Here is a 24,473-nt window from a genome sequence, read left to right on the forward strand (position 1 = left end):
GCGCTTAAAAATATATATATGCTGAATATCAAGAGGACGTTTATTAGCGATAGAGAATATTTACCGTCATATCTGCATCAGCAGGACCGGCAGTAACCTCACTGGCAAATGACTTGTAGCGGGCATTAAAATCAGCCTTAATGGTATCAGAGGCTCTTGTGGCCAGTTCGATATAGATCTGCCCTTCAGCACCGTCCATGGTGATTAACTGGTTATTCTTGCCTGCAGGACTGACGGCTACGCCGATACCGGTGGCTGCGGTGTCGCCCGCGGTAGTAATTTTACTGACGTCAAGCAGCGTAGAGGTATTGGTCAGCGTTGTTGGGCCGTTGAACGTGAGCTGTACGGCCGGAAGCCCGTCGCTTTTTAACGGGCAGTTTATCAGCGTAATCGAAAACGGCATCAGCGTGGTTTCAGAACCCACATCAGTAAAGACTGATTTAGGATAGGTACCCAGAGGGATCGTGCTATCTGTACCATTGTTACCCTCAATCGTACAGCTTGGTTCAATAATTTCACCCGTGAAGTGAATAGTCCCCGCATTCATTTCGGCAGCGAAGGCGCCCATCGACGCGGTGGCGAACGCCAGGCCAGCAATAATATTCTTTTTGAAGTCCATCTAAAATCCTCCTTAATGTGAAAATTATTTGGCATGTCGTTTGCTTTCTTCCGAAAAACAAATGATGCCGCGCCGAAGTATAGCGTTTAAATTTCCTCAGGTAAGGGATGTTCAGGACTCATGTTATAAAGTGTATCTCGCTTATTATTATTTTGGGGTTGATGAATGTGAGCGTTTGGATTACCGATAATTATTGGAGGTTACATATTTAGATCATTCCTGCAAAATAAAGGGAGGTAAGTTCACGATTATTGTTAATTTATGGCGATAATTACTTCCGCGTGGCGCTACGCTTACAGTCACGCTTAATTCATTTTGTAATATAAACCACGCAAAAAAGCGCTGGACATTCCTCCTTCAGTCATTATTTGAACGCCTAATCCCGCCCAACGGATACGCGACGCGTTTAAACTGGCTAAAAAGGCCCGGTTATACGTTTTTTTCAACCCATTGATGAGGCGGCATGCTGGCATGATACCCCTGACTTAATGGGCTGCGAGCGTACCGTGTCAGAAGAGAGCGACGACAAAACAGAAGCCCCCACACCCCACCGACTTGAAAAAGCGCGTGAGGACGGGCAAATCCCCCGATCCCGAGAACTGACATCCCTACTGATCCTTGTCGTAGGCGTGTGCATTATCTGGCTGGGTGGGGAGTCGCTCGCCCGCAAACTGGCGGGAATGCTCTCTTCCGGGTTGCGTTTTGACCACAGCATGGTCAACGATCCAAACCTCATACTCGGGCAAATCATTATTCTGATTAAAGGCGCGATGCTTGCCCTGCTGCCGCTGATCGTCGGCGTGGTACTGGTGGCCATTATCTCGCCCATCATGCTGGGCGGTCTGGTGTTTAGCGGCAAATCGCTGCAGCCAAAATTTTCCAAACTCAACCCGTTCCCCGGTATTGCAAAGATGTTCTCTGCCCAAACCGGCGCGGAACTGGTTAAAGCGATCCTCAAATCTACCCTGATGGGCAGCGCTGCCGGGTTTTACCTGTGGCACAACTGGCCTGAAATGATGCGCCTTATCAGCGAATCGCCGCTCAGCGCCATGAGTAATGCCATGAACCTTATTGGGCTGTGCTCGCTGCTGGTGGTGCTGAGCATTATCCCGATGGTGGGTTTCGACGTTATCTTCCAGATTTATTCCCACATCAAGAAGCTGCGCATGTCGCGTCAGGATATTCGCGATGAGTATAAGCAGATGGAAGGTGACCCGCATGTGAAAGGGCGTATTCGCCAGATGCAGCGCGCCGCCGCGCGTCGACGCATGATGGAAGACGTGCCGAAAGCCGACGTTATCGTCACCAACCCGACCCATTACTCCGTTGCGCTGCAGTACGACGAGAACAAAATGAGCGCGCCAAAAGTGGTGGCGAAGGGGGCTGGGCTTATCGCGCTGCGTATTCGTGAAGTGGCGACTGAAAACCGCGTACCTATTCTTGAAGCACCGCCGCTGGCGCGTGCGTTATACCGTCACGCTGAAATCGGACAACAGATCCCGGGACAACTCTACGCCGCCGTGGCGGAAGTGTTGGCCTGGGTATGGCAGCTGAAGCGCTGGCGTTTAGCAGGCGGACAACGACCTGTGAAACCTGAAAACCTTCCGGTGCCTGACGCGCTGGATTTTTTGAACGAGAAGGACACTGATGGCTAATCTGGTGGCAATGTTGCGCCTGCCCGGCAACCTGAAATCGACCCAATGGCAGATCCTTGCCGGACCGATTCTGATCCTGCTAATTCTGTCGATGATGGTGCTGCCGCTCCCGGCGTTCATCCTCGATCTGCTTTTTACCTTCAACATTGCGCTGTCCATCATGGTGCTGCTGGTGGCAATGTTCACCCAGCGAACCCTGGAGTTCGCCGCGTTCCCGACCATTCTGCTGTTTACGACCCTGCTGCGGCTGGCGCTGAACGTGGCGTCAACGCGTATCATCCTGATGGAGGGCCATACCGGCGGCGCGGCGGCGGGTAAAGTAGTAGAGGCCTTCGGCCACTTCCTGGTGGGCGGCAACTTTGCCATCGGTATCGTGGTGTTCGTTATTCTCGTTATCATCAACTTTATGGTTATCACCAAAGGTGCGGGGCGTATTGCCGAAGTAGGCGCGCGCTTCGTGCTGGACGGGATGCCGGGTAAGCAGATGGCAATCGACGCCGACCTGAACGCCGGGCTGATTGCGGAAGATGAAGCGAAAAAACGCCGCTCGGAAGTGACGCAGGAAGCGGACTTCTACGGCTCAATGGACGGTGCGAGTAAGTTTGTTCGCGGCGATGCCATCGCCGGTATTCTCATCATGGTAATCAACGTGGTCGGCGGCCTGCTGGTGGGCGTCCTGCAGCACGGTATGGACATGGGCCACGCGGCGGAAAGCTATACGCTGCTGACCATCGGTGACGGTCTGGTCGCCCAGATCCCGGCGCTGGTTATCTCAACCGCAGCGGGCGTTATCGTGACGCGCGTAAGTACCGACCAGGATGTCGGCGAGCAGATGGTGGGGCAGCTGTTCAGCAACCCCCGCGTGATGCTGCTGTCGGCGGCGGTGTTGGGCCTGCTCGGGCTGGTGCCGGGGATGCCAAATCTGGTGTTCCTGCTGTTCACCGCTGCGCTGCTCGGACTCGCCTGGTGGATGCGCGGACGCGAAATGAAACCGGCGGCAGAGCCGGTGCCGGTGAAAATGCCGGAAAATACCCAGGCCGTGGAGGCCACCTGGAACGACGTTCAGCTGGAGGATTCTCTGGGGATGGAAGTAGGGTATCGCCTGATCCCCATGGTGGACTTCCAGCAGGACGGTGAACTGCTTGGCCGTATCCGCAGTATCCGCAAAAAATTCGCCCAGGATATGGGCTTCCTGCCGCCGGTGGTTCACATCCGTGACAACATGGATCTCCCGCCCGCCCGTTACCGCATTCTGATGAAAGGCGTGGAGATTGGCAGCGGTGACGCTTACCCGGGCCGCTGGCTGGCGATTAACCCCGGCACGGCGGCGGGCACGCTGCCGGGTGAACAAACTATCGACCCGGCCTTTGGCCTGGCGGCAATCTGGATTGAAAGCGCCCTGAAAGAGCAGGCGCAGATTCAGGGATATACCGTAGTCGAAGCCAGTACCGTGGTGGCGACGCATCTTAACCATCTGATTGGTCAGTTCTCCGCCGAGCTGTTTGGCCGTCAGGAGGCGCAGCAGCTTCTTGACCGCGTCACGCAGGAGATGCCGAAGCTGACGGAGGATCTGGTGCCGGGCGTGGTGACGCTGACTACACTGCATAAGGTTCTGCAAAACCTGCTCGACGAAAAAGTCCCCATCCGCGATATGCGCACCATTCTGGAAACGCTGGCCGAGCATGCACCGCTGCAAAGCGATCCGCACGAGCTGACGGCGGTCGTGCGCGTGGCGCTGGGCCGTGCGATTACCCAGCAGTGGTTCCCGGGTACGGGCGAAGTGCAGGTCATTGGGCTGGATACGCCGCTTGAGCGCCTGCTGCTTCAGGCGCTGCAGGGCGGTGGCGGCCTTGAGCCGGGGCTGGCAGACCGCCTGCTGGCGCAAACGCAGGAGGCGCTGGCGCGCCAGGAGATGCTGGGCGCGCCGCCGGTGCTGCTGGTCAACCACGCCCTGCGTCCGCTGCTGTCTCGCTTCCTGCGCCGTAGCCTGAACCAGCTGGTGGTGCTGTCGAATATGGAGCTGTCGGATAACCGCCATATTCGTATGACGGCAACCATTGGAGGGAAATAATGCGCAGGTGGTTCTGGATACTCTTTTTCCCGCTGATGGCGCAGGCCGCCGGAGAGGGAACGTGGCAGGCCAGCAGCATGGGCGTCACGCTCAGCAATCGCGGGGTGGCAATGTCTTCGCGTCCGCTGTCGCCGCCTGAGCCGGTCTCAGGCCTGATGACGCTGGTGGTCTGGAACTACAGGCTGATTGGCCCAACGCCTGCCGGGCTGCGGGTGCGGCTCTGCTCCCAGACCCGCTGCACGGAAATCGATGGCGAAAACGGCACCACCCGGGGGCTGAACGGGGTCCCTGCGGTTGAGCCTTTACGCTTCATCTGGGAAGTGCCGGGCGGAGGGCGCATGATCCCGGCGCTGAAGGTTCAGAGCAACGCCGTCATCGTTAACTACCGCTAGCTGCCCGCCTTTTAGCCAGCCATCAGGCGATTCTGATGGCTGGATCGCAAAAATGACCTCGCCTTTTGATGCAATAGAAACGCTGTTTTATAAATCAGTGACACGCGTAACGACACTCTTTGCATTTTTGCCATCCCCCTCAGCGTGGTGGCAGAAACAGAAAGGTATCAGCAGGTCGATAATTCTACTGTAGCCGTGTAAAAACTCCCGGATGAGGTTTGCTTACAGGGAGTCTCCCAAAACTGATTAGGGTTGACGGCAATGAAAACACGTAAAATTGGACTCGCAAATTATCTTGCATATGGGTCAGGCGATTTCCTCGGCGCGGGGACCACCGCGCTGACGGCCGCCTGGCTTTTGTATTTTTATACAACCTTCTGTGGACTTTCCCCTATTGAAGCAACCTTTATCTTTGCCGCGGCAAGGGTGCTGGATGCGGTAGTCAGCCCGCTGATGGGCTTTTTAACGGATAACTTTGGTACGACCTGGCTCGGTAAGCGTTTTGGTCGCCGAAAGTTCTTTATCCTGCTGGGGATCCCGTGCGTGTTCAGCTACTCGCTGATGTGGGTGGGGGACATGAGCTTCTGGTACTACCTGCTGACCTATCTGGTGTTTGATATCGTCTACACCATGATTCTGGTGCCGTACGAAACGCTGGTACCGGAAATGACCGACGACTTTAAGCAGAAAACCAAGTTCTCCGGCGCGCGCATCTCTATGGCGCAGATGTCCGCCATTCTGGCCTCATTCCTGCCGGGGATCCTGCTGACCCACTTTGGTAAAGACAACGCAATTTCCTTCTTCTATGCGAGCCTGGTCTTCTCCGTGCTGTGCGCCCTGATGCTGACCTTCGTGTGGTTCTTTACCTGGGAACGCCCGCGTGAAGAGTGGACCGAAGCGGCGCTGCGTGCTGAAGAAGAGAAGAAAAAGCTGACGCTGGGCCAAAGCCTCAACCGCCTGTTTGTGGAGTTAAGCTCGACGCTGCGCATTAAGATTTTCCGTCAGCATCTTGGCATGTACCTCGGGGGCTATATTGCCCAGGACGTCTTTAACGCCGTCTTCACCTATTACGTGGTGTTCGTGCTGATGCAGGAAGCCTCAATGGCCTCTAACCTGCTGGGTACGATGGCTATCTTCCAGTTCCTGGCCGTAATCGGGATGATCCCGCTGTGCATTCGCTTCGGGCCTGCGCCGTCCTATCGCATGGTCGTGGTGCTGTTTGGTCTGGCGTCGGTCTCTTACGCCGTGCTCTATTACGCGGGGCTGAGCGATGTTTACGCCTTGCTGCTGCTGGTTTCTGCCATTGCCGGGCTGGGCCGCGGCGGTATCAACTATGTACCCTGGAACACCTACACCTACATTGCTGACGTCGATGAAGTCATCACCGGCCAGCGTCGTGAAGGGATCTTCGCGGGCATTATGACCCTGACCCGTAAAGCCTCTCAGGCGGGTGCCGTGATGCTGGTTGGGATCGTGATGCAGATGTCCGGCTTTGTCAGCGGCCAGAAGGTTCAGCCTGCGGAGGTGAGCCACACCATTCTGATGATCCTGAGCGTGGGTACCATTCTGGTACTGTTCTGCGGCTTCCTGGTTTCCCTGCGCTTCAAGCTCAATTTGCAGACCCACAGCACGCTGCGCGAAGAAACGGCCAAAATGCGTGAGTCGGGCCATGCGGTTGTGGAAACCGCAACGCCGCAGGCCCGTGCCACCGTCGAGATGCTGGCCGGTATGCCGTACAACTGCCTGTGGGGCAATAACAACATTGGTTATCTGAATCGTAATAAGCCGGCGGCCCCTTCGCTAAAGGACCGCGCGGTACTGAATTCGACATACAACAGAGGTTAAGATGATGAAAGTTTGGCCTGTCAAACATAGCCCGCTACTGCGTCAGCCCGAGCGTTTTATCGCCAGGGATGAGCTGAAGTCGCTGATTGAAAAGGTGACGCATAACCTGGTCAATATCCATGACAAAACGGGGCAATTTTTGCTGCGGCTGGACGACGGGCGCGTGATCGACACCAAAGGCTGGGAAGGATGGGAGTGGACGCATGGCGTCGGTCTGTACGGTATCTGGCAGTACTACTGTCAGACCGGCGATGAAGGTATGCGCGACATTATTGACGGCTGGTTTGCCAACCGTTTTGCGGAAGGTGCCACCACCAAAAACGTCAACACCATGTCGCCGTTCCTGACGCTGGCCTACCGCTATGAAGAGACTAAAAATCCCGCCTGGCTGCCGTGGCTGGAAAGCTGGGCGGAATGGGCGATGAACGAGATGCCGCGCACCGAGCACGGCGGCATGCAGCACATCACCCTGGCGGAAGAGAACCACCAGCAGATGTGGGACGACACGCTGATGATGACGGTCCTGCCGCTGGCGAAAATCGGCAAGCTGCTCAATAAGCCGGAGTACGTGGAAGAGGCGGTCTACCAGTTCCTGCTGCACGTGCAGAACCTGATGGATCGGGAGACCGGCCTGTGGTTTCACGGCTGGAACTACGACGGCAACCATAACTTCGCTAACGCCCGCTGGGCGCGCGGCAACAGCTGGCTCACCATCGTCATCCCGGATTTCCTCGAACTGGTGGATCTACCGGAAAATAACGCCGTGCGTCGTTATCTGGTTCAGGTGCTGAATGCGCAGATAGATGCGCTGGCGAAATGTCAGGACGAGAGCGGGCTATGGCATACGCTGCTGGACGATCCAGACTCTTATCTTGAGGCGTCAGCTACGGCAGGGTTTGCTTACGGGATCCTGAAGGCGGTCCGCAAGCGCTATGTTGGTCCTGAGTATGCCGACGTTGCTGAAAAAGCGATTCGCGGCATTGTGAAAAACATCTCGCCGGAAGGGGAGCTCCTGCAAACGTCGTTCGGTACGGGAATGGGAAGCGATCTGGAGTTTTACCGTCAGATCCCACTCACCTCCATGCCGTATGGGCAGGCGATGGCGATTCTCTGTTTGACGGAGTATTTGCGGAAGTATTTTTGACAATAAAAAACCCGGCGCTTGCCGGGTTTTTTGTATTACATACGATCTACGGTTTCGATACCCAGGGTATCCAGACCCAGCTTCAGGGTCTTCGCCGTGAGCTGCGCCAGCTTAAGGCGGCTGTTACGTACCGCTTCGCTCTCGGCGGAGAGAATAGGGCAGTGCTCGTAGAAGCCGGAGAACAGGCCCGCCAGATCGTACAGGTAAGCACACATCACGTGCGGCGTACCGTCACGCGCGACAACCGTCAGCGTTTCTTCGAACTGCAGCAGGCGCGCGGCCAGCTGCGCTTCGCGATCTTCAGTGATGGTCACTGCGGCATTTGCCAGCACGCTTTCGTCGATATCCGCTTTACGGAACACGGAGAGCACGCGGGTGTAGGCATACTGCATGTACGGTGCCGTATTGCCTTCAAACGCCAGCATGTTGTCCCAGTCGAAGATATAGTCGGTGGTGCGGTTCTTGGAAAGATCCGCGTATTTCACCGCGCCGATACCGACGGCGTTCGCCAGTTTTTCCAGCTCGTCGGCAGGCATGTCCGGGTTCTTCTCCGCGACCAGACGGCGGGCGCGTTCCAGCGCTTCGTCCAGCAGGTCGGAGAGCTTCACGGTGCCGCCCGCGCGGGTTTTGAACGGCTTGCCGTCTTTACCCAGCATCATGCCGAACATGTGGTGTTCCAGCGGAACTGAATCCGGCACGTAACCGGCTTTACGCACGATAGTCCACGCCTGCATCAGGTGCTGGTGCTGGCGCGAGTCGATGTAATACAGCACGCGGTCAGCGTGCAGGGTTTCATAGCGATATTTCGCACAGGCGATATCGGTGGTGGTATACAGGTAGCCGCCATCCTTTTTCTGGATGATGACGCCCATCGGTTCGCCTTCCTTGTTTTTGTACTCATCAAGGAACACAACCGTTGCGCCTTCGCTCTCCACGGCCAGACCTTTAGCTTTCAGGTCCGCCACAATGCCGGGCAGCATTGGGTTGTAGAGACTTTCACCCATCACGTCGTCACGCGTCAGCGTAACGTTCAGGCGGTTATAGGTCAGCTGGTTCTGAGACATGGTGATGTCGACCAGCTTGCGCCACATTTCCAGGAAGTACGGGTCGCCGCCCTGCAGTTTAACCACGTAGCTGCGCGCGCGCTCGGCGAAGGCTTCGTCTTCGTCGTAGTGCTTTTTAGCTTCGCGGTAGAAGCCTTCCAGGTCAGCCAGCGCCATTTCGCCCGCGTTTTCCTGCTGCTGTTTTTCAAGATACGCGATCAGCATACCGAACTGAGTGCCCCAGTCGCCCACGTGGTTCGCGCGGATCACCTTATGGCCGAGGAATTCATTGGTACGTACGGAGGCGTCGCCGATAATGGTGGAGCGCAGGTGACCAACGTGCATTTCTTTCGCCACGTTTGGCGCAGAGTAGTCAATCACAATCGTCTGTGCTTTCGGCTGGGTGACGCCCAGACGATCGGACTTCAGCGCTGCGTCAACGCTGCTTGCCAGGAAAGCGGGCTCGAGGAAAATGTTGATAAAGCCCGGACCGGCAATTTCCGTTTTGCTGGCGATACCGGTGAGATCCAGATGCGTCAGTACCTGCTCAGCGAGCTGTCGCGGCGGCATGCCCAGTTTTTTAGCCACTGCCATCACGCCGTTAGCCTGATAGTCGCCAAACTGTACTTTTGCTGACTGACGAACCTGCGGTTCGCAATCCGCAGGCGCACCTGCGGCAATCAGTGCCTGACTGACTTTTTCTGAGAGAAGAGCCTGAATATTCACCTGGATACCTTACGTTTTTGCTGCGGGTGAACAACGCCCCGCAGCAGTTAAAGAATTTAGGGCGGGAGTATACTGCAAATGCCCTCTTGCGTCAGCACCGCGCGGGCTGAAGATTGCTCAGAATCCAGGCTAAGAAGGAGTGCATAATCATGCAGTAATAGATTCCAGGATTCTGCGGTTGGTCGAAAGAGGGGAACAGAGTAAATTAGCGGCTTTGCGACACGATAAGAGACTGACTTATGGCGAACTGGCACTCCATTGACGAACTGCATGATATTTCCGCAGATTTACCGCGTTTCACCCAGGCGTTCACAGAACTTGCCACCCGTCTCGGTCTGGATATCGCGCCGCTTGAAGCCGATCACATCTCCCTGCGCTGCCATCAGAATGCGACGGCCGAGCGCTGGCGCCGTGGGTTTGAACAGTGCGGTGAACTGCTTTCCGAGAACATCATCAACGGTCGTCCCATTTGCCTGTTCAAGCTGTATGAGCCGGTTTGCGTCGCGCACTGGCAGTTCACCGTGGTAGAGCTGCCGTGGCCGGGCGAGAAACGTTATCCGCATGAGGGCTGGGAGCATATCGAAATTGTGCTGCCGGGCGAGCCGGAAACGCTCAATGCCCGTGCGCTGGCGCTGCTTTCTGACGAGGGGTTAAGCCAGCCGGGCATCTTTGTTAAGACCAGCTCTCCAAAGGGCGAGCGTGAGCGTTTACCTAACCCCACGCTCGCCGTAACGGACGGGCAGGTGACGGTGAAGTTTCACCCGTGGACGATCGAGCAGATCGTCGCCAGTGAAGCGTAAGAGATGTGAGTTCACGCCGGGACCGGAAGCGGACGGCGTGTCATGATGATTCGTTGAGTGGAATTTAAGGAGGATGGAATGGCGCTGCTGGAGATTTGTTGTTACAGCGTGGAGTGTGCCGTCACCGCGCAAAATCAGGGGGCTGACCGCATTGAGCTATGCGCGGCACCGAAAGAGGGGGGCCTGACGCCATCCTACGGCGTACTAAAGTCTGCTCGTCAGGCTGTCGCTGTGCCTGTACACCCAATCATTCGCCCGCGCGGCGGTGATTTTTGTTACACGGCGGGTGAATTCAGTGCCATGCTTGATGATATCGCGCTCGTTCGCGATCTGGGCTTCCCGGGGCTGGTGACTGGCCTGCTGAACGAAGACGGTGCCGTCGATCTGCCGCGCATGCGCCAGATTATGACCGCTGCGAAGGGAATGGCCGTCACTTTTCATCGCGCCTTTGATATGTGTAAAGATCCGCTTCAAGCGTTTGATGCGCTTGGAGAACTTGGCGTAGCGCGTATCCTCACATCAGGCCAAAAGTCGTCCGCTGAAAAAGGACTGCAATTAATTACGGAACTAAAAGCACATTCCGGTGTTCCAATAATCATGGCGGGCGCAGGAGTACGCGCCAGCAATCTGGAACTGTTTTTAAACGCAGGGGTTGAAGAGCTTCATAGCTCAGCGGGTAAATGGATACCGTCACCCATGCGCTATCGCAATACAGGGTTGTCTATGTCGACGGATGCTGAAGCGGATGAGTACTCACGCTACGGTGTAGATGGAGAGTCGGTTGCGGTAATGAAATCGATGATTGAGCGCCATCACGTGTAGCAACGTACCGATTTTTACCGCGCATCATGTCGCCCAATATGATGCTTGCTTGTACCAGGCCCCTGCAATTTCAACAGGGGCCTTTTTTTCTCCTTCATATTTCAAGCCACAGCCGCGTTGGCCGCCTCGCTCACCCCGGTCACTTACTGATGTAAGCTCCGGGGATTCGCTGCGTTGCCGCCTTGCTGCAACTTCAACTATTTTGGAGAAAACGTGCGATGCGTAGGCCGGGTAAGGCGTAGCCGCCACCCGGCTAAAAGGCTACGGCTTGGTCGCAATCAGCACCGCACGCATCGGGGCCGGGTAGCCTTCGATGGTTTTGCTGTGGTCGGCTGGGTCGAGGAACTGCTCAAGCGATTCGGTGATCATCCAGTCGGTGCGGCGCTGTTCTTCAATAGAGGTGACGCTAACATCGGCAATCCGCACATCGACAAACCCGCACTTCTCCAGCCAGTTTTTCAGCGCCAGCGCGGAAGGAATGAAGTAGACGTTGCGCATCTGCGCGTAGCGATCGCCCGGCACCAGAACCGCATGTTCATCACCTTCAATCACCAGCGTTTCCAGCACCAGTTCGCCGCCGCTGACCAGCTGGTCTTTCAGCTGCCAGAGATGTTCAAGCGGGGAACGGCGGTGGTACAGCACGCCCATTGAGAACACGGTATCAAACGCTTTTAGGGCGGGGAGCTGTTCGATGCCCAGCGGCAGCAAATGCGCGCGCTGGTCGTTGCCGAGCAGCTTTCGCACCGCTTCAAACTGGCACAGGAACAGCTGCATCGGATCGATACCGACCGCCAGATGCGCGCCCGCGCCAATCATGCGCCACATGTGGTAGCCGCTGCCGCAGCCCACGTCCAGAATGGTGCGGCCGCTCAGGTCGGACAGGTGGGGCAGAACGCGATCCCATTTCCAGTCTGAACGCCATTCGGTATTGATGTTCACGCCGTAAAGCGAAAACGGCCCTTTGCGCCACGGCATGAGGTTGCGCATCAACGTCTCTATGCGGTTGGTTTGGCCTTCTGAAAGCGGCGCTTCGCTTTCTGCGGTTACGCTGTGCAGCAAATCAAGACGGTGAGGCGTCAGCTCCGGCAGAAACTCCACCGCGTTCGACCACTGCTTTAACAGGCCATGCTGCTGATCGCGCTGCCAGGCGGCGATTTGCGCGGGCAGGGTTTCCAGCCAGTGGGAGAGGTGATTTTTTGCAATCAGCTGATAAAAGTTGCTGAACTCGATCATGCTGCATCCTCAGCTTTCAGCGCCACCAGAGAGCCAAAGTTAAAGCACTGGAACCACAGCTCGCTGTGTTCGAATCCAGCTTTACGCAGGCGCGCTTTATGCGCTTCAACGGAGTCCGTCAGCATCACGTTTTCCAGCATGCTGCGTTTCTGGCTAATCTCCAGCTCGCTGTAGCCGTTCGCACGTTTGAAATCATGGTGCATGTTGAACAGCAGTTCGCCCACGTCTGCGTCTTCGAAGCTGAACTTCTCGGAGAGCACCAGCGCGCCGCCCGGGTTGAGGCCTTTATAAATTTTGTCCAGCAACAGCTGACGGTCTTCAGGCACCAGGAACTGCAGGGTAAAATTCAGAACCACCATCGAGGCGTTTTTGATTTCGATGTCGCGAATATCGCCTTCCACCACGTCCACCGGCGTAGGCGCTTTGTAGGCGTCAATGTGGCGGCGGCAGCGTTCAACCATCGCAGGGGAGTTGTCGACGGCAACGATCTTGCAGCCATCCTGACGTACGTTACGACGGATCGACAGCGTTGCCGCGCCGAGCGAGCAGCCCAGGTCGTAGACCTGCGTGCCGGGCTGAACGAAGCGCTCAGCCAGCATGCCGATCATAGAAATGATGTTGGAATAACCGGGAACAGAGCGCTGGATCATATCCGGGAAGACTTCGGCTACCCGTTCATCAAAGGTCCAGTCGCCCAGGCTGGCGATAGGCGCGGAAAAAAGCGTGTCGCGATCTGACATAACGTAAAAATCCGGGAAAAATAAAGGGGCGTATTGTGCGCTAACGGAAGGAGAAAACCAACTCCCACGGCATATACCACAGGTTAGCCAGCACCATCAGCACAAGCGAACACCATGTGGCGCTCATGCCGGAGCGACGCCAGCGGAATAAGCGATGGTGAAAGCCGTAATAATGCATTAACCGACCCGCAATCAGCAGCAGGCCGCAGACGTGTACCATCCAGGTTTCTGCCCCGTTCATTTCCATAAACAGCAGCAGGATCAGCGCAACGGGAATGTACTCGACCGCGTTACCGTGAACGCGGATGGCGCTCTGCAGTTCGGAGAAACCGCCGTCACCGTAGGAGACGCGGTATTGCATTCTCAGGCGCACAACGTCGAATGAAAACTTAATCAGCAGTAATGCACCTAACACTGCATACAGCGCGCTGACCATACAAACTCCCTGTTATTTGGCAGATGGCACATCTCTATGATAGGGGGTGAAGTCAGAAAAGAGAAGATTGTTGTGGGATAGCGGGAGCGCTGCCTACCGACGGCACCGCAGCCTGCAAGGCCTGCCAAAGAGCATCGACCAGTTGGGGGGCCTGAGCGATGTCAGGGGTGTGTAAAAAGAGATAGGGCGTGGTGCTTTGCTCCCATTTCGCCAGCGTTTGCAGCCAGACGGCGAACATGTCCTGATTTTGCTGCATATTGTCGCTACCGATAAACCTGACCATAGGGTTTTTCGCCGTCACGATGGCGTGGACCGGCACTTTCGGTTTTTTACGCTGAGCGTCAACGATGGCCTCATTATGGGGGACTGCGCTGTGCACCGGACGGCTGTCGAGGATGACGCGGTTAATGGAGCGATCGAGCAGCCCGCGGTTAAGCGCTTTTTCTGCTTCGCCTTTCGCAAAGAAGTCCTGATGTCGGACTTCAACGCCGTAGGTAAATTCCCGGGGCAGGGCATCCAGGAACTGCCACAGCGCGGGCAAATCACGTGGGCCAAAGGTCGCGGGAAGCTGCAGCCAGTACTGGCCGATGCGGTTAGCCAGCGGAGACATCCGCGTGAAGAACTCTTCGGTTAAATCACCACAGTTTTGCAGCGCGGCGTTGTGCGAAATAGTCGCCGGGAACTTAAAGCAGAAGCGAAAATCGTCGGTCGTTTGTTCCCGCCAGTGCGCGACAATCTCTGCCCGGGGAAGCGCGTACAGCGTGGTATTACCCTCGACGCAGTTGAAGTGTCGGGCATACTCTTCCAGGCTTGTGATGCCAAGGCGCACCCATTTCGGGTGCGACCACTGGGGCAGGCCCACGTACATCATAGGGCGCTTAAAATCTCGTCCGTGCTGCGCACGCGACCAATGCGCGGGAAGATATGGGTCATGCTGCCCTGATGCTGATCCGCAGAGGCCGCGCTGCACGCATCCTCGGCAACCACCAGGTTAAAGCCCAGCTCCCAGGCGTTGCGGGCGGTAGACTCCACGCCGATGTTGGTGGAGATCCCGCACAGGATGATGGTGTCGATACCGCGACGGCGCAGCTGCAGCTCCAGATCGGTGCCGTAAAAGGCGCCCCACTGGCGTTTGGTCACTTCGATGTCGCTGTCGCGTTTGCCCAGCGATACCGGATACGTCCACCAGTTTTCGGGTAGCGCATGCGCCGCGGCCTGCGCATCTACCGGCTGTTTTAATGCTTCGGCAAAATCTGCGGACCAGCCGACGCGTACCATGACAACGGGCGCACCGCCGGCACGGCATTTTTCCGCCAGACGGGCGGCGCGGCTGACCACATCATCAGCGGCGTGCGGGCCACCGGCGAAAGGAAGGATCCCTTCCTGCAAATCAATCACCACAAGGGCGGTTTTGGTGGCATCGAGTGTCAACATAGTAACTCCAGTTAAATTAATCGCTTCCGGTACACCTTACGACGTGATGGCCTGTTATCGGTCGGATAATTTTGTTAATTTTTGTGAGAATAGACAATAAGAGTGCAGCAAACGAGCGTCAGGCCACGCTTCTCTCTTATCGTCAGGCGGAATTTCCAGTATAATAGCCGCCTTTTTTCATCCAGTTGTGACATACAGAAAGCTGCGACATAGTAGCCTGCACATCAGGCAACGTTTAGCCGGCGGCTAATTAAGGGATATCTCATGCGTACAGAATATTGCGGGCAGCTGCGTCAGTCCCACGTCGGGCAGCAGGTTACCCTGTGTGGTTGGGTCAACCGTCGTCGTGATCTTGGTAGCCTTATCTTCATCGATATGCGCGACCGCGAAGGTATCGTTCAGGTGTTCTTCGATCCGGATCGCGCAGAGGCGTTGAAGCTGGCTTCTGAACTGCGTAATGAGTTCTGCATTCAGGTCACCGGCACCGTGCGTGCGCGTGACGAGAAAAACGTAAACGCAGACATGGCGACCGGTGCAATCGAAGTGCTGGCGTCCGATCTGGTTATTATCAATCGTGCTGAAGCGCTGCCGCTGGACTCCAACCACGTCAACACCGAAGAAGCGCGTCTTAAGTATCGTTACCTGGATCTGCGTCGCCCGGAGATGGCCCAGCGCCTGAAAACCCGTGCGAAAATCACCAGCCTGGTGCGCCGCTTTATGGATGACCACGGTTTCCTCGATATCGAAACCCCGATGCTGACCAAAGCCACGCCGGAAGGCGCGCGCGATTATCTGGTCCCGTCCCGCGTGCATAAAGGCAAATTCTACGCGCTGCCGCAGTCTCCTCAGCTGTTCAAACAGCTGCTGATGATGTCGGGCTTCGACCGCTACTATCAGATCGTCAAATGCTTCCGCGACGAAGACCTGCGCGCTGACCGTCAGCCTGAATTTACCCAGATCGACGTGGAAACCTCCTTCATGACCGCCGAACAGGTGCGTGAAGTGATGGAAGCCCTGGTGCGCGGCCTGTGGAATGACGTGAAAGGCGTTGCGCTGGGCGACTTCCCAATCATGACCTTCGCCGAAGCCGAGCGTCGCTACGGTTCTGACAAACCGGACCTGCGTAACCCTATGGAGCTGGTGGACGTTGCAGACCTGGTGAAATCCGTCGAGTTCGCGGTATTTGCTGGCCCGGCTAACGATGCCAAAGGTCGCGTAGCGGCCCTGCGCGTTCCGGGCGGTGCTGCCCTGAGCCGTAAGCAGATCGACGACTACGGTAACTTCATTAAAATCTACGGCGCGAAAGGTCTGGCCTATATTAAGGTGACCGAGCGTGCGAAAGGCCTGGAAGGTATCACCAGCCCGGTCGCTAAGTTCCTGAACGCAGATATCGTAGAAGCAATTCTTGAGCGCACCGGCGCGCAGGATGGCGACATGATCTTCTTCGGCGCGGACAACAAGAAAGTGGTTGCGGATGCGATGGGCGCGCTGCGTCTGAAGCTCGGCAAAGACCTGAACCTGACCGATGAAAACAAATGGGCGCCGCTGTGGGTTATCGACTTCCCAATGTTTGAAGAAGACGGTGAAGGCGGTCTGACCGCAATGCACCACCCGTTCACCTCGCCAAAAGACATGAGCGCGGCGGAGCTGAAAGCGGCACCGGAAGACGCGGTCGCGAACGCTTACGATATGGTCATCAACGGCTACGAAGTGGGCGGCGGTTCCGTGCGTATTCACAGCGGCGAAATGCAGCAGACCGTGTTTGGCATTCTCGGCATTAATGAGCAAGAGCAGCGCGAGAAGTTTGGCTTCCTGCTGGATGCCCTGAAGTACGGTACGCCTCCGCACGCGGGTCTGGCATTCGGTCTTGACCGTCTGACCATGCTGCTGACCGGCACCGATAACATCCGTGACGTTATCGCCTTCCCGAAAACCACTGCCGCGGCGTGTCTGATGACCGAAGCGCCAAGCTTTGCCAACCCGGCCTCTCTGGCCGAGCTGGGCATTGACGTGGTGAAGAAGGAAGAGAAGAACTGATATGACATACAAGCTTCCCGTTTCGGTCCTGGTGGTCATTTATGCAGAAGACACGAAGCGGGTGCTGATGTTGCAGCGGCGCGACGATCCTGATTTCTGGCAGTCGGTTACCGGCAGCCTGGAAGAGGGGGAGACCGCGCCGCAGGCCGCCGCGCGTGAAGTAAAGGAAGAGGTCACCATTGACGTTGCCTGCGAGCAGCTGACCCTGAAGGACTGTCAGCGCACGGTGGAGTTTGAAATTTTTAGCCATTTACGTCATCGCTATGCGCCGGGTACCGAGCGCAATACGGAGTCGTGGTTCTGTCTCGCGCTCCCCCATGAACGGGAGATCGTGTTTACCGAACACCTGACCTACCGCTGGGTGAATGCGGCGGACGCCGCCGCACTGACCAAGTCGTGGAGCAACCGGCAGGCGATTGAAGAATTTGTAATTAACGCAGCCTGAGAAGGCGCGATTTTTGGAGAACTTTTTATGGCAGGTCATAGTAAGTGGGCCAACACCAAACACCGCAAAGCGGCACAGGATGCCAAGCGCGGTAAAATCTTTACCAAAATCATTCGTGAGCTGGTAACAGCAGCGCGTCTGGGCGGCGGCGATGCGGGTTCCAACCCACGTCTGCGCGCGGCTATTGATAAAGCACTGTCTAATAACATGACGCGTGACACCCTGAACCGTGCAATCGCACGCGGCGTGGGCGGTGATGAAGACGCGAACATGGAAACCATCATTTATGAAGGTTACGGCCCTGGCGGTACTGCGGTCATGGTTGAATGTCTGTCTGACAACCGTAACCGTACCGTTGCAGAAGTGCGCCACGCGTTCACCAAAACCGGTGGCAACCTGGGCACTGACGGCTCCGTGGCTTACCTGTTCAGCAAAAAAGGCGTCATCTCCTTCGAGAAAGGCGACGAAGATGCGATCATGGAAGCGGCGCTGGAAGCCGGTGCGGAAGACGTGGTGACCTTCGACGACGGTGCTATCGACGTCTACACCGCGTGGGAAGAGATGGGTGCCGTGCGCGACGCGCTGGAAGCGGCTGGCCTGAAGGCGGATAACGCTGAAGTGTCCATGATCCCGTCAACCAAAGCCGATATGGATGCGGAAACCGCGCCTAAGCTGCTGCGTCTGATCGACATGCTCGAAGACTGCGACGACGTTCAGGAAGTGTATCACAACGGTGAAATCTCTGATGAGGTTGCAGCGACTCTCTAATGAGAGCGTATAAATCCGTTACGGGAGACGCGTGATGTCGATTATTCTCGGGATTGACCCAGGCTCACGCATCACCGGTTATGGCGTTATCCGTCAGGTTGGACGCCAGCTAACCTACCTGGGCAGTGGCTGTATACGCACCAAAGTTGACGATCTGCCGTCGCGCCTGAAGCTCATTTATGCGGGCGTGTCGGAGATCATCACCCAGTTTCAGCCTGACTACTTCGCCATTGAGCAGGTCTTTATGGCGAAAAATGCCGATTCGGCGTTAAAGCTCGGGCAAGCGCGCGGTGTCGCCATCGTCGCTGCCGTGAACCAGGATTTGCCCGTATTTGAATACGCGGCAAGGCAGGTGAAGCAGACGGTAGTGGGCATTGGTAGCGCGGAGAAGAGCCAGGTGCAGCACATGGTGCGTACTTTGCTGAAGCTCCCCGCGAACCCGCAGGCCGACGCCGCCGATGCGCTGGCGATTGCGATTACCCACTGCCACGTCAGCCAGAACGCGATGCAAATGAGCGAGTCGCGGCTCAATCTGGCGCGAGGCAGGTTACGATAGTGAAAAATCAGGCTGGATGTTTATCCAGCCTTTTTTTATTATGTCGGCAGATAATTTATTCCAGAACGCAGGAGCGTCACGTGATAGGCAGACTCAGAGGCATCATCATTGAAAAACAACCCCCGTTAGTGCTGCTGGAAGTGGGTGGCGTGGGCTATGAAGTCCATATGCCGATGACCTGCTTCTACGAGCTGCCTGACGCGGGCAAAGAGGCAACTGTCTTTACCCAGTTTGTGGTGCGTGAAGATGCCCAGCTGCTTTACGGCTTTAACAACAAGCAGGAGCGTACCCTGTTCCGCGAGCTGATTAAAACCAACGGCGTGGGGCCAAAGCTGGCGCTTGCTATCCTCTCTGGTATGTCTGCACCGCAGTTTGTGAATGCGGTTGAGCGCGAAGATCCCGCGGCGCTGATTAAGCTTCCGGGCATTGGTAAGAAAACCGCCGAGCGTCTGATTGTCGAAATGAAAGACCGCTTCAAAGGCCTGCATGGCGACCTCTTTACGCCTGCAACCGATCTGGTGCTAACCTCTCCTGGTGCGCCAGCAGCGGATGACGCCGAGCAGGAAGCGGTTGCTGCACTTGTGGCGCTGGGCTATAAACCTCAGGAGGCCAGCCGTATGGTGAGCAAAGTTGCTAAACCGGATGCCAGCAGTGAAACCCTGATTCGTGAAGCGCTGCGCGCTGCATTGTGAGGTAAAGGATGATTGAAGCAGACCGTCTGGTATCGGCAGGCACCCTTCAGGCAGAGGACGTGGTGGATCGCGCGATCCGCCCGAAGCTGCTGGATGAGTATATTGGCCAGCCACAGGTCCGTTCCCAGATGGAGATTTTCATCCAGGCGGCTAAGCTGCGCGGCGACGCGCTCGATCACCTGCTGATTTTCGGCCCTCCTGGCCTAGGCAAAACCACGCTGGCAAATATCGTTGCCAATGAAATGGGCGTGAACCTGCGCACCACCTCCGGTCCGGTGCTGGAGAAAGCGGGCGATCTGGCGGCGATGCTGACCAACCTTGAACCTCACGACGTGCTGTTTATCGATGAGATCCACCGCCTGTCACCGGTGGTGGAAGAGGTGCTCTACCCGGCGATGGAAGACTATCAGCTGGATATCATGATCGGCGAAGGTCCGGCTGCTCGCTCCATCAAAATCGATCTGCCGCCGTTCACCCTGATTGGCGCGACGACGCGTGCCGGGTCGTTGACCTCTCCGCTGCGCGACCGCTTTGGTATTGTGCAGCGCCTGGAGTTTTATCAGGTTGCAGATCTTCAGCATATCGTTGGCCGCAGCGCGCGCTACATGGGGCTGGAGATGAGCGAGGAAGGGGCGTTTGAAGTGGCGAAACGCTCTCGCGGTACGCCGCGTATTGCTAACCGTCTCTTGCGCCGCGTGCGTGACTTTGCCGAAGTGAAGCACGACGGCACGATTTCCGTTGATATTGCCGCCCAGGCGCTGGATATGCTCAACGTCGATGCGGAAGGCTTCGACTATATGGACCGCAAGCTGCTGCTGGCCGTGCTGGACAAGTTCTTCGGCGGCCCGGTCGGGCTGGACAACCTGGCGGCAGCCATTGGGGAAGAGCGTGAGACGATTGAGGACGTGCTGGAGCCGTATCTGATCCAGCAGGGCTTTTTACAGCGTACCCCGCGTGGACGTATGGCAACGGTGCGGGCTTGGAATCATTTTGGAATTACTCCGCCCGCAATGCCATAAAAAATGCCGGGTGGCGGCTACGCCTTACCCGGCCTGCGGAACGGTTTTGTAGGCCCGGTAAGCGAAGCGCCGCCGGGCAAAATATCAAACCGCGGCTTTCTTCATCATACTGAAAATAAACAGCACCGCCGCGCACAGCACCACCGACGGTCCCGCTGGCGTGTCGTAAAACGCCGAGAAGGTTAACCCGCCCGTTACCGCAATCATTCCGATAACCACTGCCACACCCGCCATCTGCTCCGGCGTACGGGCAAAGCGTCGCGCCGTTGCCGCAGGAATGATCAGCAAAGAGGTGATAATCAGCGCCCCGACAAACTTCATCGCCACGCCGATGGTTAACGCCGTCACCAGCATCAGCAGCAGCTTCACGCGCTGAAGCTTCACTCCGTCGACAAACGCCAGATCCGGGCTGACGGTCATCGCCAGCAAATTCCGCCATTGCCACAGCAAAATACCCAGCACCAACACGACCCCGATGGCGATAGAGATCAGATCCTCCGGCGTAACGGCGAGAAGATCGCCAAACAGGTAGGCCATCAGGTCAACGCGGATGTTCGACATCAGGCTCACCACCACCAGACCCAGCGACAATGCGCTGTGCGCCATAATGCCAAGCAGCGTATCAATGGCAAGGTGAGGGCGTTTTTCCAGCCAGACCAGACCGGCGGCAAGCAGCAGCGTCACGACGATAACGGCGTAAAACGGATTCACATCCAGCAGCAGGCCAAAGGCAACGCCCAGCAGAGAGGCGTGAGCAAGGGTATCGCCGAAATAGGACATTCTGCGCCATACCACAAACGAGCCAAGCGGGCCCGCGGCGCAGGCAAGCATAATCCCGGCCAGCCAGCCGGGCAGTAACAGTTCAATCATGAGTGTCCATTTCCCCGGCGCAGGACAATTCGTCCCTGTAAATCATGGCGGTGATTGTGATTATGGCGATAAATGCCAAGCTGCTCTGCGCCCCGGTGGCCAAACATGGAGATAAATTCAGGGTGCATCGACACCACTTCCGGCGTTCCGGAACAGCAGATGTGGTGGTTCAGGCACAGCACTTCATCGGTTTTCGCCATGACCAGATGCAGGTCGTGGGAGACCATAAGCACGGCACAGTCGAGCTCGCGGCGGAGCTGATCGATCAGGTCATACAGCGCAACCTGACCGTTGACGTCCACACCCTGCGTGGGTTCATCCAGTACCAGCAGCTGTGGGCTACTGAGCAGCGCGCGGGCAAGCAGCACTCGCTGGGTTTCGCCCCCGGAGAGTTTTTGCAGGGGAGCGTCAACGAGGTGGCCCGCCTGCACGCGCTTCAGCGCAGGGAGGATGTCCGCTTTATGCGTGCCGGGACGCAACCGCAGAAAGCGGCTAACCGTCAGCGGCAGCGTGGCGTCCAGGTGTAATTTCTGCGGCACATAGCCAATACGCAGCTTGTCTTCGCGTTTGATCACTCCTTTATCAGGTGCTACCAGGCCGAGCACCACGCGCACCAAGGTAGATTTGCCGGCACCATTAGGGCCAAGCAGCGTCAGAATCTTACCGGGCTTCAGATCCAGCGAAACATCAGAAAGGACGCGGCGCTGGCCAAAGGAGACCGAAATATTTTCGAGAGAAACCAAAGTCGTCATATCAATTTAAGCTTGCAGAAGTCATCGAATGTTATAATATCACATTCCACTCATTCATTACGATGATTAGTCGCATTATGTTACATAAAAATACGCTTCTTTTCGCAGCATTATCCGCTGCCCTTTGGGGTTCGACAGCACAAGATGTTAACGCCGCCGTTGTCGCTTCGCTAAAACCGATTGGATTCATTGCTTCTGCCATCGCAGACGGGGTGACTGATACCCAGGTATTGCTCCCTGATGGTGCATCCGAGCATGATTATTCATTGCGTCCTTCGGATGTAAAACGCTTACAAAACGCAGACTTAGTGGTTTGGATTGGCCCAGAGATGGAAGCCTTCATGCAAAAGTCAGCTAAGCAGATCCCGGCAGAAAAACAGGTCACGATTGCCGAACTGTCGGGCGTAAAACCCTTGCTCATGAAAGGGTCTGATGATGACGGTGACGAAGAGGGTCATCATCATGCAGAGGACGAAAAAGGTGATGCACATCACCATCATGGCGAGTACAACATGCACCTCTGGCTCTCCCCAGAGATAGCGCGGCTGTCAGCGGTTGCAATCCATGACAAATTAGTGGAACTTATGCCGCAAAGTCGAGTCCAACTCGACGCCAACCTGAAAGCGTTTGAAGCTCAATTAGCGGCAACCGACAAGCAGGTGGGTACCGAGCTCGCACCGCTAAAAGGAAAAGGGTATTTCGTTTTTCATGACGCCTATGGCTATTACGAAAAACACTACGGCCTGACCCCGCTGGGGCACTTTACCGTCAACCCTGAAATCCAGCCTGGTGCGCAGCGTTTACATGAAATCAGAACACAGCTGGTTGAGCAAAAAGCGACATGCGTTTTTGCTGAGCCACAGTTCAGGCCAGCGGTCGTAGAAGCCGTGGCCAGGGGAACGTCCGTGCGCATGGGAACCCTTGACCCGCTTGGTACGAACATCCAGTTGAGCAAAGCGAGCTATTCGCAGTTTCTCAGTCAACTGGCGAATCAGTATGCGAGCTGCCTGAAAGGAGATTAACGAGGAAGTGAATACGTGCAACAGATAGCCCGCTCTGTCGCCCTGGCATTTAACAATCTGCCTCGACCCCATCGCGTTATGCTGGGGTCGCTTACAGTTCTCACCTTAGCGGTCGCCGTTTGGCGGCCCTATGTTTACCACCCGAGTTCTGCCCCTATCATCAAAACCATCGAGCTTGAGAAAAGCGAGATTCGTTCGCTGCTGCCCGAGGCCAGTGAACCTATCGACCAGGCCGCGCAGGAAGATGAAGCCATCCCTCAGGATGAGCTGGATGACAAAATTCAGAATGAAGCGGGGATCCATGAATATGTCGTCTCCACTGGCGATACGCTGAGCAGCGTTCTTAACCAGTACGGCATTGATATGGGAAATATCAGCCAGCTTGCAGCCTCGGACAAAGAGCTGCGTAACCTGAAAATTGGTCAACAGCTCTCCTGGACCTTGACCGCTGACGGTGATTTACAGCGCCTGACGTGGGAGATGTCCCGTCGCGAAACCCGCACCTACGATCGCACTGCTAACGGTTTTAAGATGACCAGCGAAATGCAGCAGGGCGACTGGGTGAACAGCGTGATGAACGGTACCGTTGGCGCAAGCTTTGTATCCAGCGCGCGTGACGCGGGCCTGACCAGCGCTGAAATCAGCTCGGTTATCAAGGCCATGCAGTGGCAGATGGATTTCCGTAAGTTGAAAAAAGGCGATGAATTCTCCGTGCTGATGTCCCGCGAAATGCTGGACGGAAAACGTGAGCAAAGCCAGCTGGTCGGCGTACGCCTGCGTTCCGACGGCAAAGATTATTACGCCATTCGTGCGGAAGACGGCAAGTTCTATGACCGCAGCGGTACAGGGCTTGCGAAAGGCTTCCTGCGCTTCCCAACGGCGAAACAGTTCCGCGTCTCCTCCAACTTCAACCCGCGCCGTCTGAACCCGGTGACCGGGCGCGTAGCGCCGCACCGTGGCGTTGACTTCGCTATGCCGCAGGGCACGCCTGTGCTGTCGGTCGGGGATGGTGAAGTGGTCATGGCAAAACGCAGCGGTGCTGCAGGGTATTACGTTGCCATTCGTCATGGTCGCACTTACACCACCCGCTATATGCACCTGCGTAAGCTGCTGGTTAAACCGGGTCAGAAAGTGAAACGCGGTGACCGCATTGCGCTTTCCGGTAATACCGGGCGCTCAACGGGTCCACACCTGCACTATGAAGTGTGGATCAACCAGCAGGCGGTGAATCCGCTGACGGCGAAGCTTCCGCGCACCGAGGGGCTGACCGGTAAAGATCGTACTGATTACCTGGCACAGGTCAAAGAAGTGATGCCGCAGTTACGCTTCGACTAAGCCATCACGTTTTATTA

General features: G+C 56.4%; 24 protein-coding genes. 15 read left to right on the top strand and 9 right to left on the bottom strand.

Annotated features, from left to right (window positions below):
• Positions 1-43: 43 nt before the first annotated feature.
• The gene (locus D5067_RS09125; RefSeq protein WP_119937211.1) at positions 44-619 is read right to left on the bottom strand and encodes a fimbrial protein; all 576 of its coding nucleotides are present in this window, start codon (positions 617-619) and stop codon (positions 44-46) included.
• Positions 620-1,125: 506 nt separating this feature from the next.
• Between D5067_RS09125 and flhB the strand changes: the two genes are divergently transcribed.
• From flhB to bglB, 5 genes are all read left to right on the top strand, one after another.
• The gene (gene flhB, locus D5067_RS09130; protein WP_119937337.1) at positions 1,126-2,274 is read left to right on the top strand and encodes a flagellar biosynthesis protein FlhB; all 1,149 of its coding nucleotides are present in this window, start codon (positions 1,126-1,128) and stop codon (positions 2,272-2,274) included.
• A complete protein-coding gene (gene flhA / locus D5067_RS09135; protein WP_119937212.1) occupies positions 2,267-4,345 on the top strand; it encodes a flagellar biosynthesis protein FlhA in 2,079 nt (692 codons plus the stop codon). The genes flhB and flhA overlap by 8 nt, the downstream gene beginning before the upstream one ends.
• The gene (gene flhE, locus D5067_RS09140) at positions 4,345-4,737 is read left to right on the top strand and encodes a flagellar protein FlhE (RefSeq protein WP_119937213.1); all 393 of its coding nucleotides are present in this window, start codon (positions 4,345-4,347) and stop codon (positions 4,735-4,737) included. Before flhA ends, flhE begins: the two co-directional genes overlap by 1 nt.
• A 261-nt stretch (positions 4,738-4,998) precedes the next feature.
• Positions 4,999-6,582: an MFS transporter gene (locus tag D5067_RS09145; RefSeq protein WP_119937214.1), complete on the top strand. Its 1,584-nt coding sequence runs from the start codon at positions 4,999-5,001 to the stop codon at positions 6,580-6,582.
• A gap of 4 nt (positions 6,583-6,586) precedes the next feature.
• Positions 6,587-7,726 (top strand): beta-galactosidase BglB, encoded by a 1,140-nt coding sequence (bglB, locus tag D5067_RS09150; RefSeq protein ID WP_119937338.1) that lies wholly within the window; start codon positions 6,587-6,589, stop codon positions 7,724-7,726.
• 35 nt (positions 7,727-7,761) lie between these two features.
• Here the strand turns inward: bglB and argS are convergent, their stop codons facing one another.
• A complete protein-coding gene (gene argS / locus D5067_RS09155) occupies positions 7,762-9,495 on the bottom strand; it encodes an arginine--tRNA ligase (RefSeq protein WP_119937215.1) in 1,734 nt (577 codons plus the stop codon).
• Between the two features lie 239 nt (positions 9,496-9,734).
• Here argS and D5067_RS09160 point away from each other — a divergent pair, with 239 nt between their 5' ends.
• The gene (locus D5067_RS09160) at positions 9,735-10,295 is read left to right on the top strand and encodes a VOC family protein (protein WP_119937216.1); all 561 of its coding nucleotides are present in this window, start codon (positions 9,735-9,737) and stop codon (positions 10,293-10,295) included.
• A 78-nt stretch (positions 10,296-10,373) separates the two neighbouring features.
• Positions 10,374-11,117, top strand: coding sequence for a copper homeostasis protein CutC (gene cutC / locus D5067_RS09165; RefSeq protein WP_119937217.1), 744 nt, complete (start codon positions 10,374-10,376; stop codon positions 11,115-11,117).
• A 261-nt stretch (positions 11,118-11,378) separates the two neighbouring features.
• On the opposite strand, the gene cmoB is transcribed toward cutC, so the two are convergent.
• From cmoB to D5067_RS09190, 5 genes are read right to left on the bottom strand one after another with little or no spacing between them, the layout of a single operon-like run.
• Positions 11,379-12,350 (bottom strand): tRNA 5-methoxyuridine(34)/uridine 5-oxyacetic acid(34) synthase CmoB, encoded by a 972-nt coding sequence (gene cmoB / locus D5067_RS09170; RefSeq protein ID WP_119937218.1) that lies wholly within the window; start codon positions 12,348-12,350, stop codon positions 11,379-11,381.
• On the bottom strand, positions 12,347-13,090 hold the full coding sequence (gene cmoA, locus D5067_RS09175; protein ID WP_119937219.1) for a carboxy-S-adenosyl-L-methionine synthase CmoA: 744 nt from the start codon (positions 13,088-13,090) through the stop codon (positions 12,347-12,349). The genes cmoB and cmoA overlap by 4 nt, the downstream gene beginning before the upstream one ends.
• 40 nt (positions 13,091-13,130) lie before the next feature.
• A complete protein-coding gene (locus tag D5067_RS09180; protein WP_119937220.1) occupies positions 13,131-13,526 on the bottom strand; it encodes an MAPEG family protein in 396 nt (131 codons plus the stop codon).
• A 52-nt stretch (positions 13,527-13,578) separates the two neighbouring features.
• The gene (locus D5067_RS09185) at positions 13,579-14,397 is read right to left on the bottom strand and encodes a DUF72 domain-containing protein (RefSeq protein WP_119937221.1); all 819 of its coding nucleotides are present in this window, start codon (positions 14,395-14,397) and stop codon (positions 13,579-13,581) included.
• Entirely contained in the window at positions 14,394-14,960 is a 567-nt protein-coding gene (locus D5067_RS09190; protein WP_119937222.1) for a hydrolase, read from the bottom strand. Before D5067_RS09190 ends, D5067_RS09185 begins: the two co-directional genes overlap by 4 nt.
• A gap of 264 nt (positions 14,961-15,224) precedes the next feature.
• Here D5067_RS09190 and aspS point away from each other — a divergent pair, with 264 nt between their 5' ends.
• The 6 genes from aspS (at position 15,225) to ruvB (ending at position 20,477) form a co-directional block, all read left to right on the top strand.
• The gene (gene aspS, locus D5067_RS09195) at positions 15,225-16,997 is read left to right on the top strand and encodes an aspartate--tRNA ligase (protein ID WP_119937223.1); all 1,773 of its coding nucleotides are present in this window, start codon (positions 15,225-15,227) and stop codon (positions 16,995-16,997) included.
• 1 nt (position 16,998) lies between these two features.
• A complete protein-coding gene (nudB, locus tag D5067_RS09200; protein WP_119937224.1) occupies positions 16,999-17,442 on the top strand; it encodes a dihydroneopterin triphosphate diphosphatase in 444 nt (147 codons plus the stop codon).
• Between the two features lie 27 nt (positions 17,443-17,469).
• Entirely contained in the window at positions 17,470-18,210 is a 741-nt protein-coding gene (locus D5067_RS09205; RefSeq protein WP_010432574.1) for a YebC/PmpR family DNA-binding transcriptional regulator, read from the top strand.
• Positions 18,211-18,244: 34 nt separating this feature from the next.
• On the top strand, positions 18,245-18,766 hold the full coding sequence (gene ruvC, locus D5067_RS09210; RefSeq protein WP_006176048.1) for a crossover junction endodeoxyribonuclease RuvC: 522 nt from the start codon (positions 18,245-18,247) through the stop codon (positions 18,764-18,766).
• A gap of 80 nt (positions 18,767-18,846) precedes the next feature.
• Positions 18,847-19,458 carry a Holliday junction branch migration protein RuvA gene (gene ruvA, locus D5067_RS09215; protein ID WP_119937225.1) on the top strand — a complete coding sequence of 204 codons (612 nt, stop codon included), beginning with the start codon at positions 18,847-18,849 and terminating at the stop codon, positions 19,456-19,458.
• Between the two features lie 8 nt (positions 19,459-19,466).
• On the top strand, positions 19,467-20,477 hold the full coding sequence (gene ruvB, locus D5067_RS09220) for a Holliday junction branch migration DNA helicase RuvB (protein ID WP_119937226.1): 1,011 nt from the start codon (positions 19,467-19,469) through the stop codon (positions 20,475-20,477).
• A gap of 84 nt (positions 20,478-20,561) precedes the next feature.
• Here the strand turns inward: ruvB and znuB are convergent, their stop codons facing one another.
• Positions 20,562-21,347, bottom strand: coding sequence for a zinc ABC transporter permease subunit ZnuB (gene znuB / locus D5067_RS09225; RefSeq protein WP_119937227.1), 786 nt, complete (start codon positions 21,345-21,347; stop codon positions 20,562-20,564).
• Positions 21,344-22,099, bottom strand: coding sequence for a zinc ABC transporter ATP-binding protein ZnuC (gene znuC / locus D5067_RS09230; protein ID WP_119937228.1), 756 nt, complete (start codon positions 22,097-22,099; stop codon positions 21,344-21,346). The genes znuB and znuC overlap by 4 nt, the downstream gene beginning before the upstream one ends.
• Before the next feature lie 77 nt (positions 22,100-22,176).
• Here znuC and znuA point away from each other — a divergent pair, with 77 nt between their 5' ends.
• The gene (znuA, locus tag D5067_RS09235) at positions 22,177-23,121 is read left to right on the top strand and encodes a zinc ABC transporter substrate-binding protein ZnuA (RefSeq protein WP_125913469.1); all 945 of its coding nucleotides are present in this window, start codon (positions 22,177-22,179) and stop codon (positions 23,119-23,121) included.
• 15 nt (positions 23,122-23,136) lie between these two features.
• On the top strand, positions 23,137-24,456 hold the full coding sequence (gene mepM, locus D5067_RS09240) for a murein DD-endopeptidase MepM (protein WP_119937230.1): 1,320 nt from the start codon (positions 23,137-23,139) through the stop codon (positions 24,454-24,456).
• Positions 24,457-24,473 lie beyond the last annotated feature (17 nt).

Origin of the sequence: Enterobacter huaxiensis (genome assembly GCF_003594935.2) — a bacterium.
Lineage (GTDB): Bacteria > Pseudomonadota > Gammaproteobacteria > Enterobacterales > Enterobacteriaceae > Enterobacter > Enterobacter huaxiensis.

Bases quoted from the DNA above. Each gene is read 5' to 3' on its own strand.
- D5067_RS09185 (WP_119937221.1), bottom strand. From the start codon at position 14,397: ATGATGTACGTGGGCCTGCCCCAGTGGTCGCACCCGAAATGGGTGCGC.
- D5067_RS09160 (WP_119937216.1), top strand. From the start codon at position 9,735: ATGGCGAACTGGCACTCCATTGACGAACTGCATGATATTTCCGCAGAT.
- D5067_RS09190 (WP_119937222.1), bottom strand. From the start codon at position 14,960: ATGTTGACACTCGATGCCACCAAAACCGCCCTTGTGGTGATTGATTTG.
- ruvC (WP_006176048.1), top strand. From the start codon at position 18,245: ATGTCGATTATTCTCGGGATTGACCCAGGCTCACGCATCACCGGTTAT.
- cmoB (WP_119937218.1), bottom strand. From the start codon at position 12,350: ATGATCGAGTTCAGCAACTTTTATCAGCTGATTGCAAAAAATCACCTC.
- flhA (WP_119937212.1), top strand. From the start codon at position 2,267: ATGGCTAATCTGGTGGCAATGTTGCGCCTGCCCGGCAACCTGAAATCG.
- nudB (WP_119937224.1), top strand. From the start codon at position 16,999: ATGACATACAAGCTTCCCGTTTCGGTCCTGGTGGTCATTTATGCAGAA.
- ruvB (WP_119937226.1), top strand. From the start codon at position 19,467: ATGATTGAAGCAGACCGTCTGGTATCGGCAGGCACCCTTCAGGCAGAG.
- znuC (WP_119937228.1), bottom strand. From the start codon at position 22,099: ATGACGACTTTGGTTTCTCTCGAAAATATTTCGGTCTCCTTTGGCCAG.
- znuA (WP_125913469.1), top strand. From the start codon at position 22,177: ATGTTACATAAAAATACGCTTCTTTTCGCAGCATTATCCGCTGCCCTT.
- D5067_RS09125 (WP_119937211.1), bottom strand. From the start codon at position 619: ATGGACTTCAAAAAGAATATTATTGCTGGCCTGGCGTTCGCCACCGCG.
- cmoA (WP_119937219.1), bottom strand. From the start codon at position 13,090: ATGTCAGATCGCGACACGCTTTTTTCCGCGCCTATCGCCAGCCTGGGC.
- D5067_RS09180 (WP_119937220.1), bottom strand. From the start codon at position 13,526: ATGGTCAGCGCGCTGTATGCAGTGTTAGGTGCATTACTGCTGATTAAG.
- bglB (WP_119937338.1), top strand. From the start codon at position 6,587: ATGAAAGTTTGGCCTGTCAAACATAGCCCGCTACTGCGTCAGCCCGAG.
- D5067_RS09205 (WP_010432574.1), top strand. From the start codon at position 17,470: ATGGCAGGTCATAGTAAGTGGGCCAACACCAAACACCGCAAAGCGGCA.
- cutC (WP_119937217.1), top strand. From the start codon at position 10,374: ATGGCGCTGCTGGAGATTTGTTGTTACAGCGTGGAGTGTGCCGTCACC.
- znuB (WP_119937227.1), bottom strand. From the start codon at position 21,347: ATGATTGAACTGTTACTGCCCGGCTGGCTGGCCGGGATTATGCTTGCC.
- aspS (WP_119937223.1), top strand. From the start codon at position 15,225: ATGCGTACAGAATATTGCGGGCAGCTGCGTCAGTCCCACGTCGGGCAG.
- flhE (WP_119937213.1), top strand. From the start codon at position 4,345: ATGCGCAGGTGGTTCTGGATACTCTTTTTCCCGCTGATGGCGCAGGCC.
- D5067_RS09145 (WP_119937214.1), top strand. From the start codon at position 4,999: ATGAAAACACGTAAAATTGGACTCGCAAATTATCTTGCATATGGGTCA.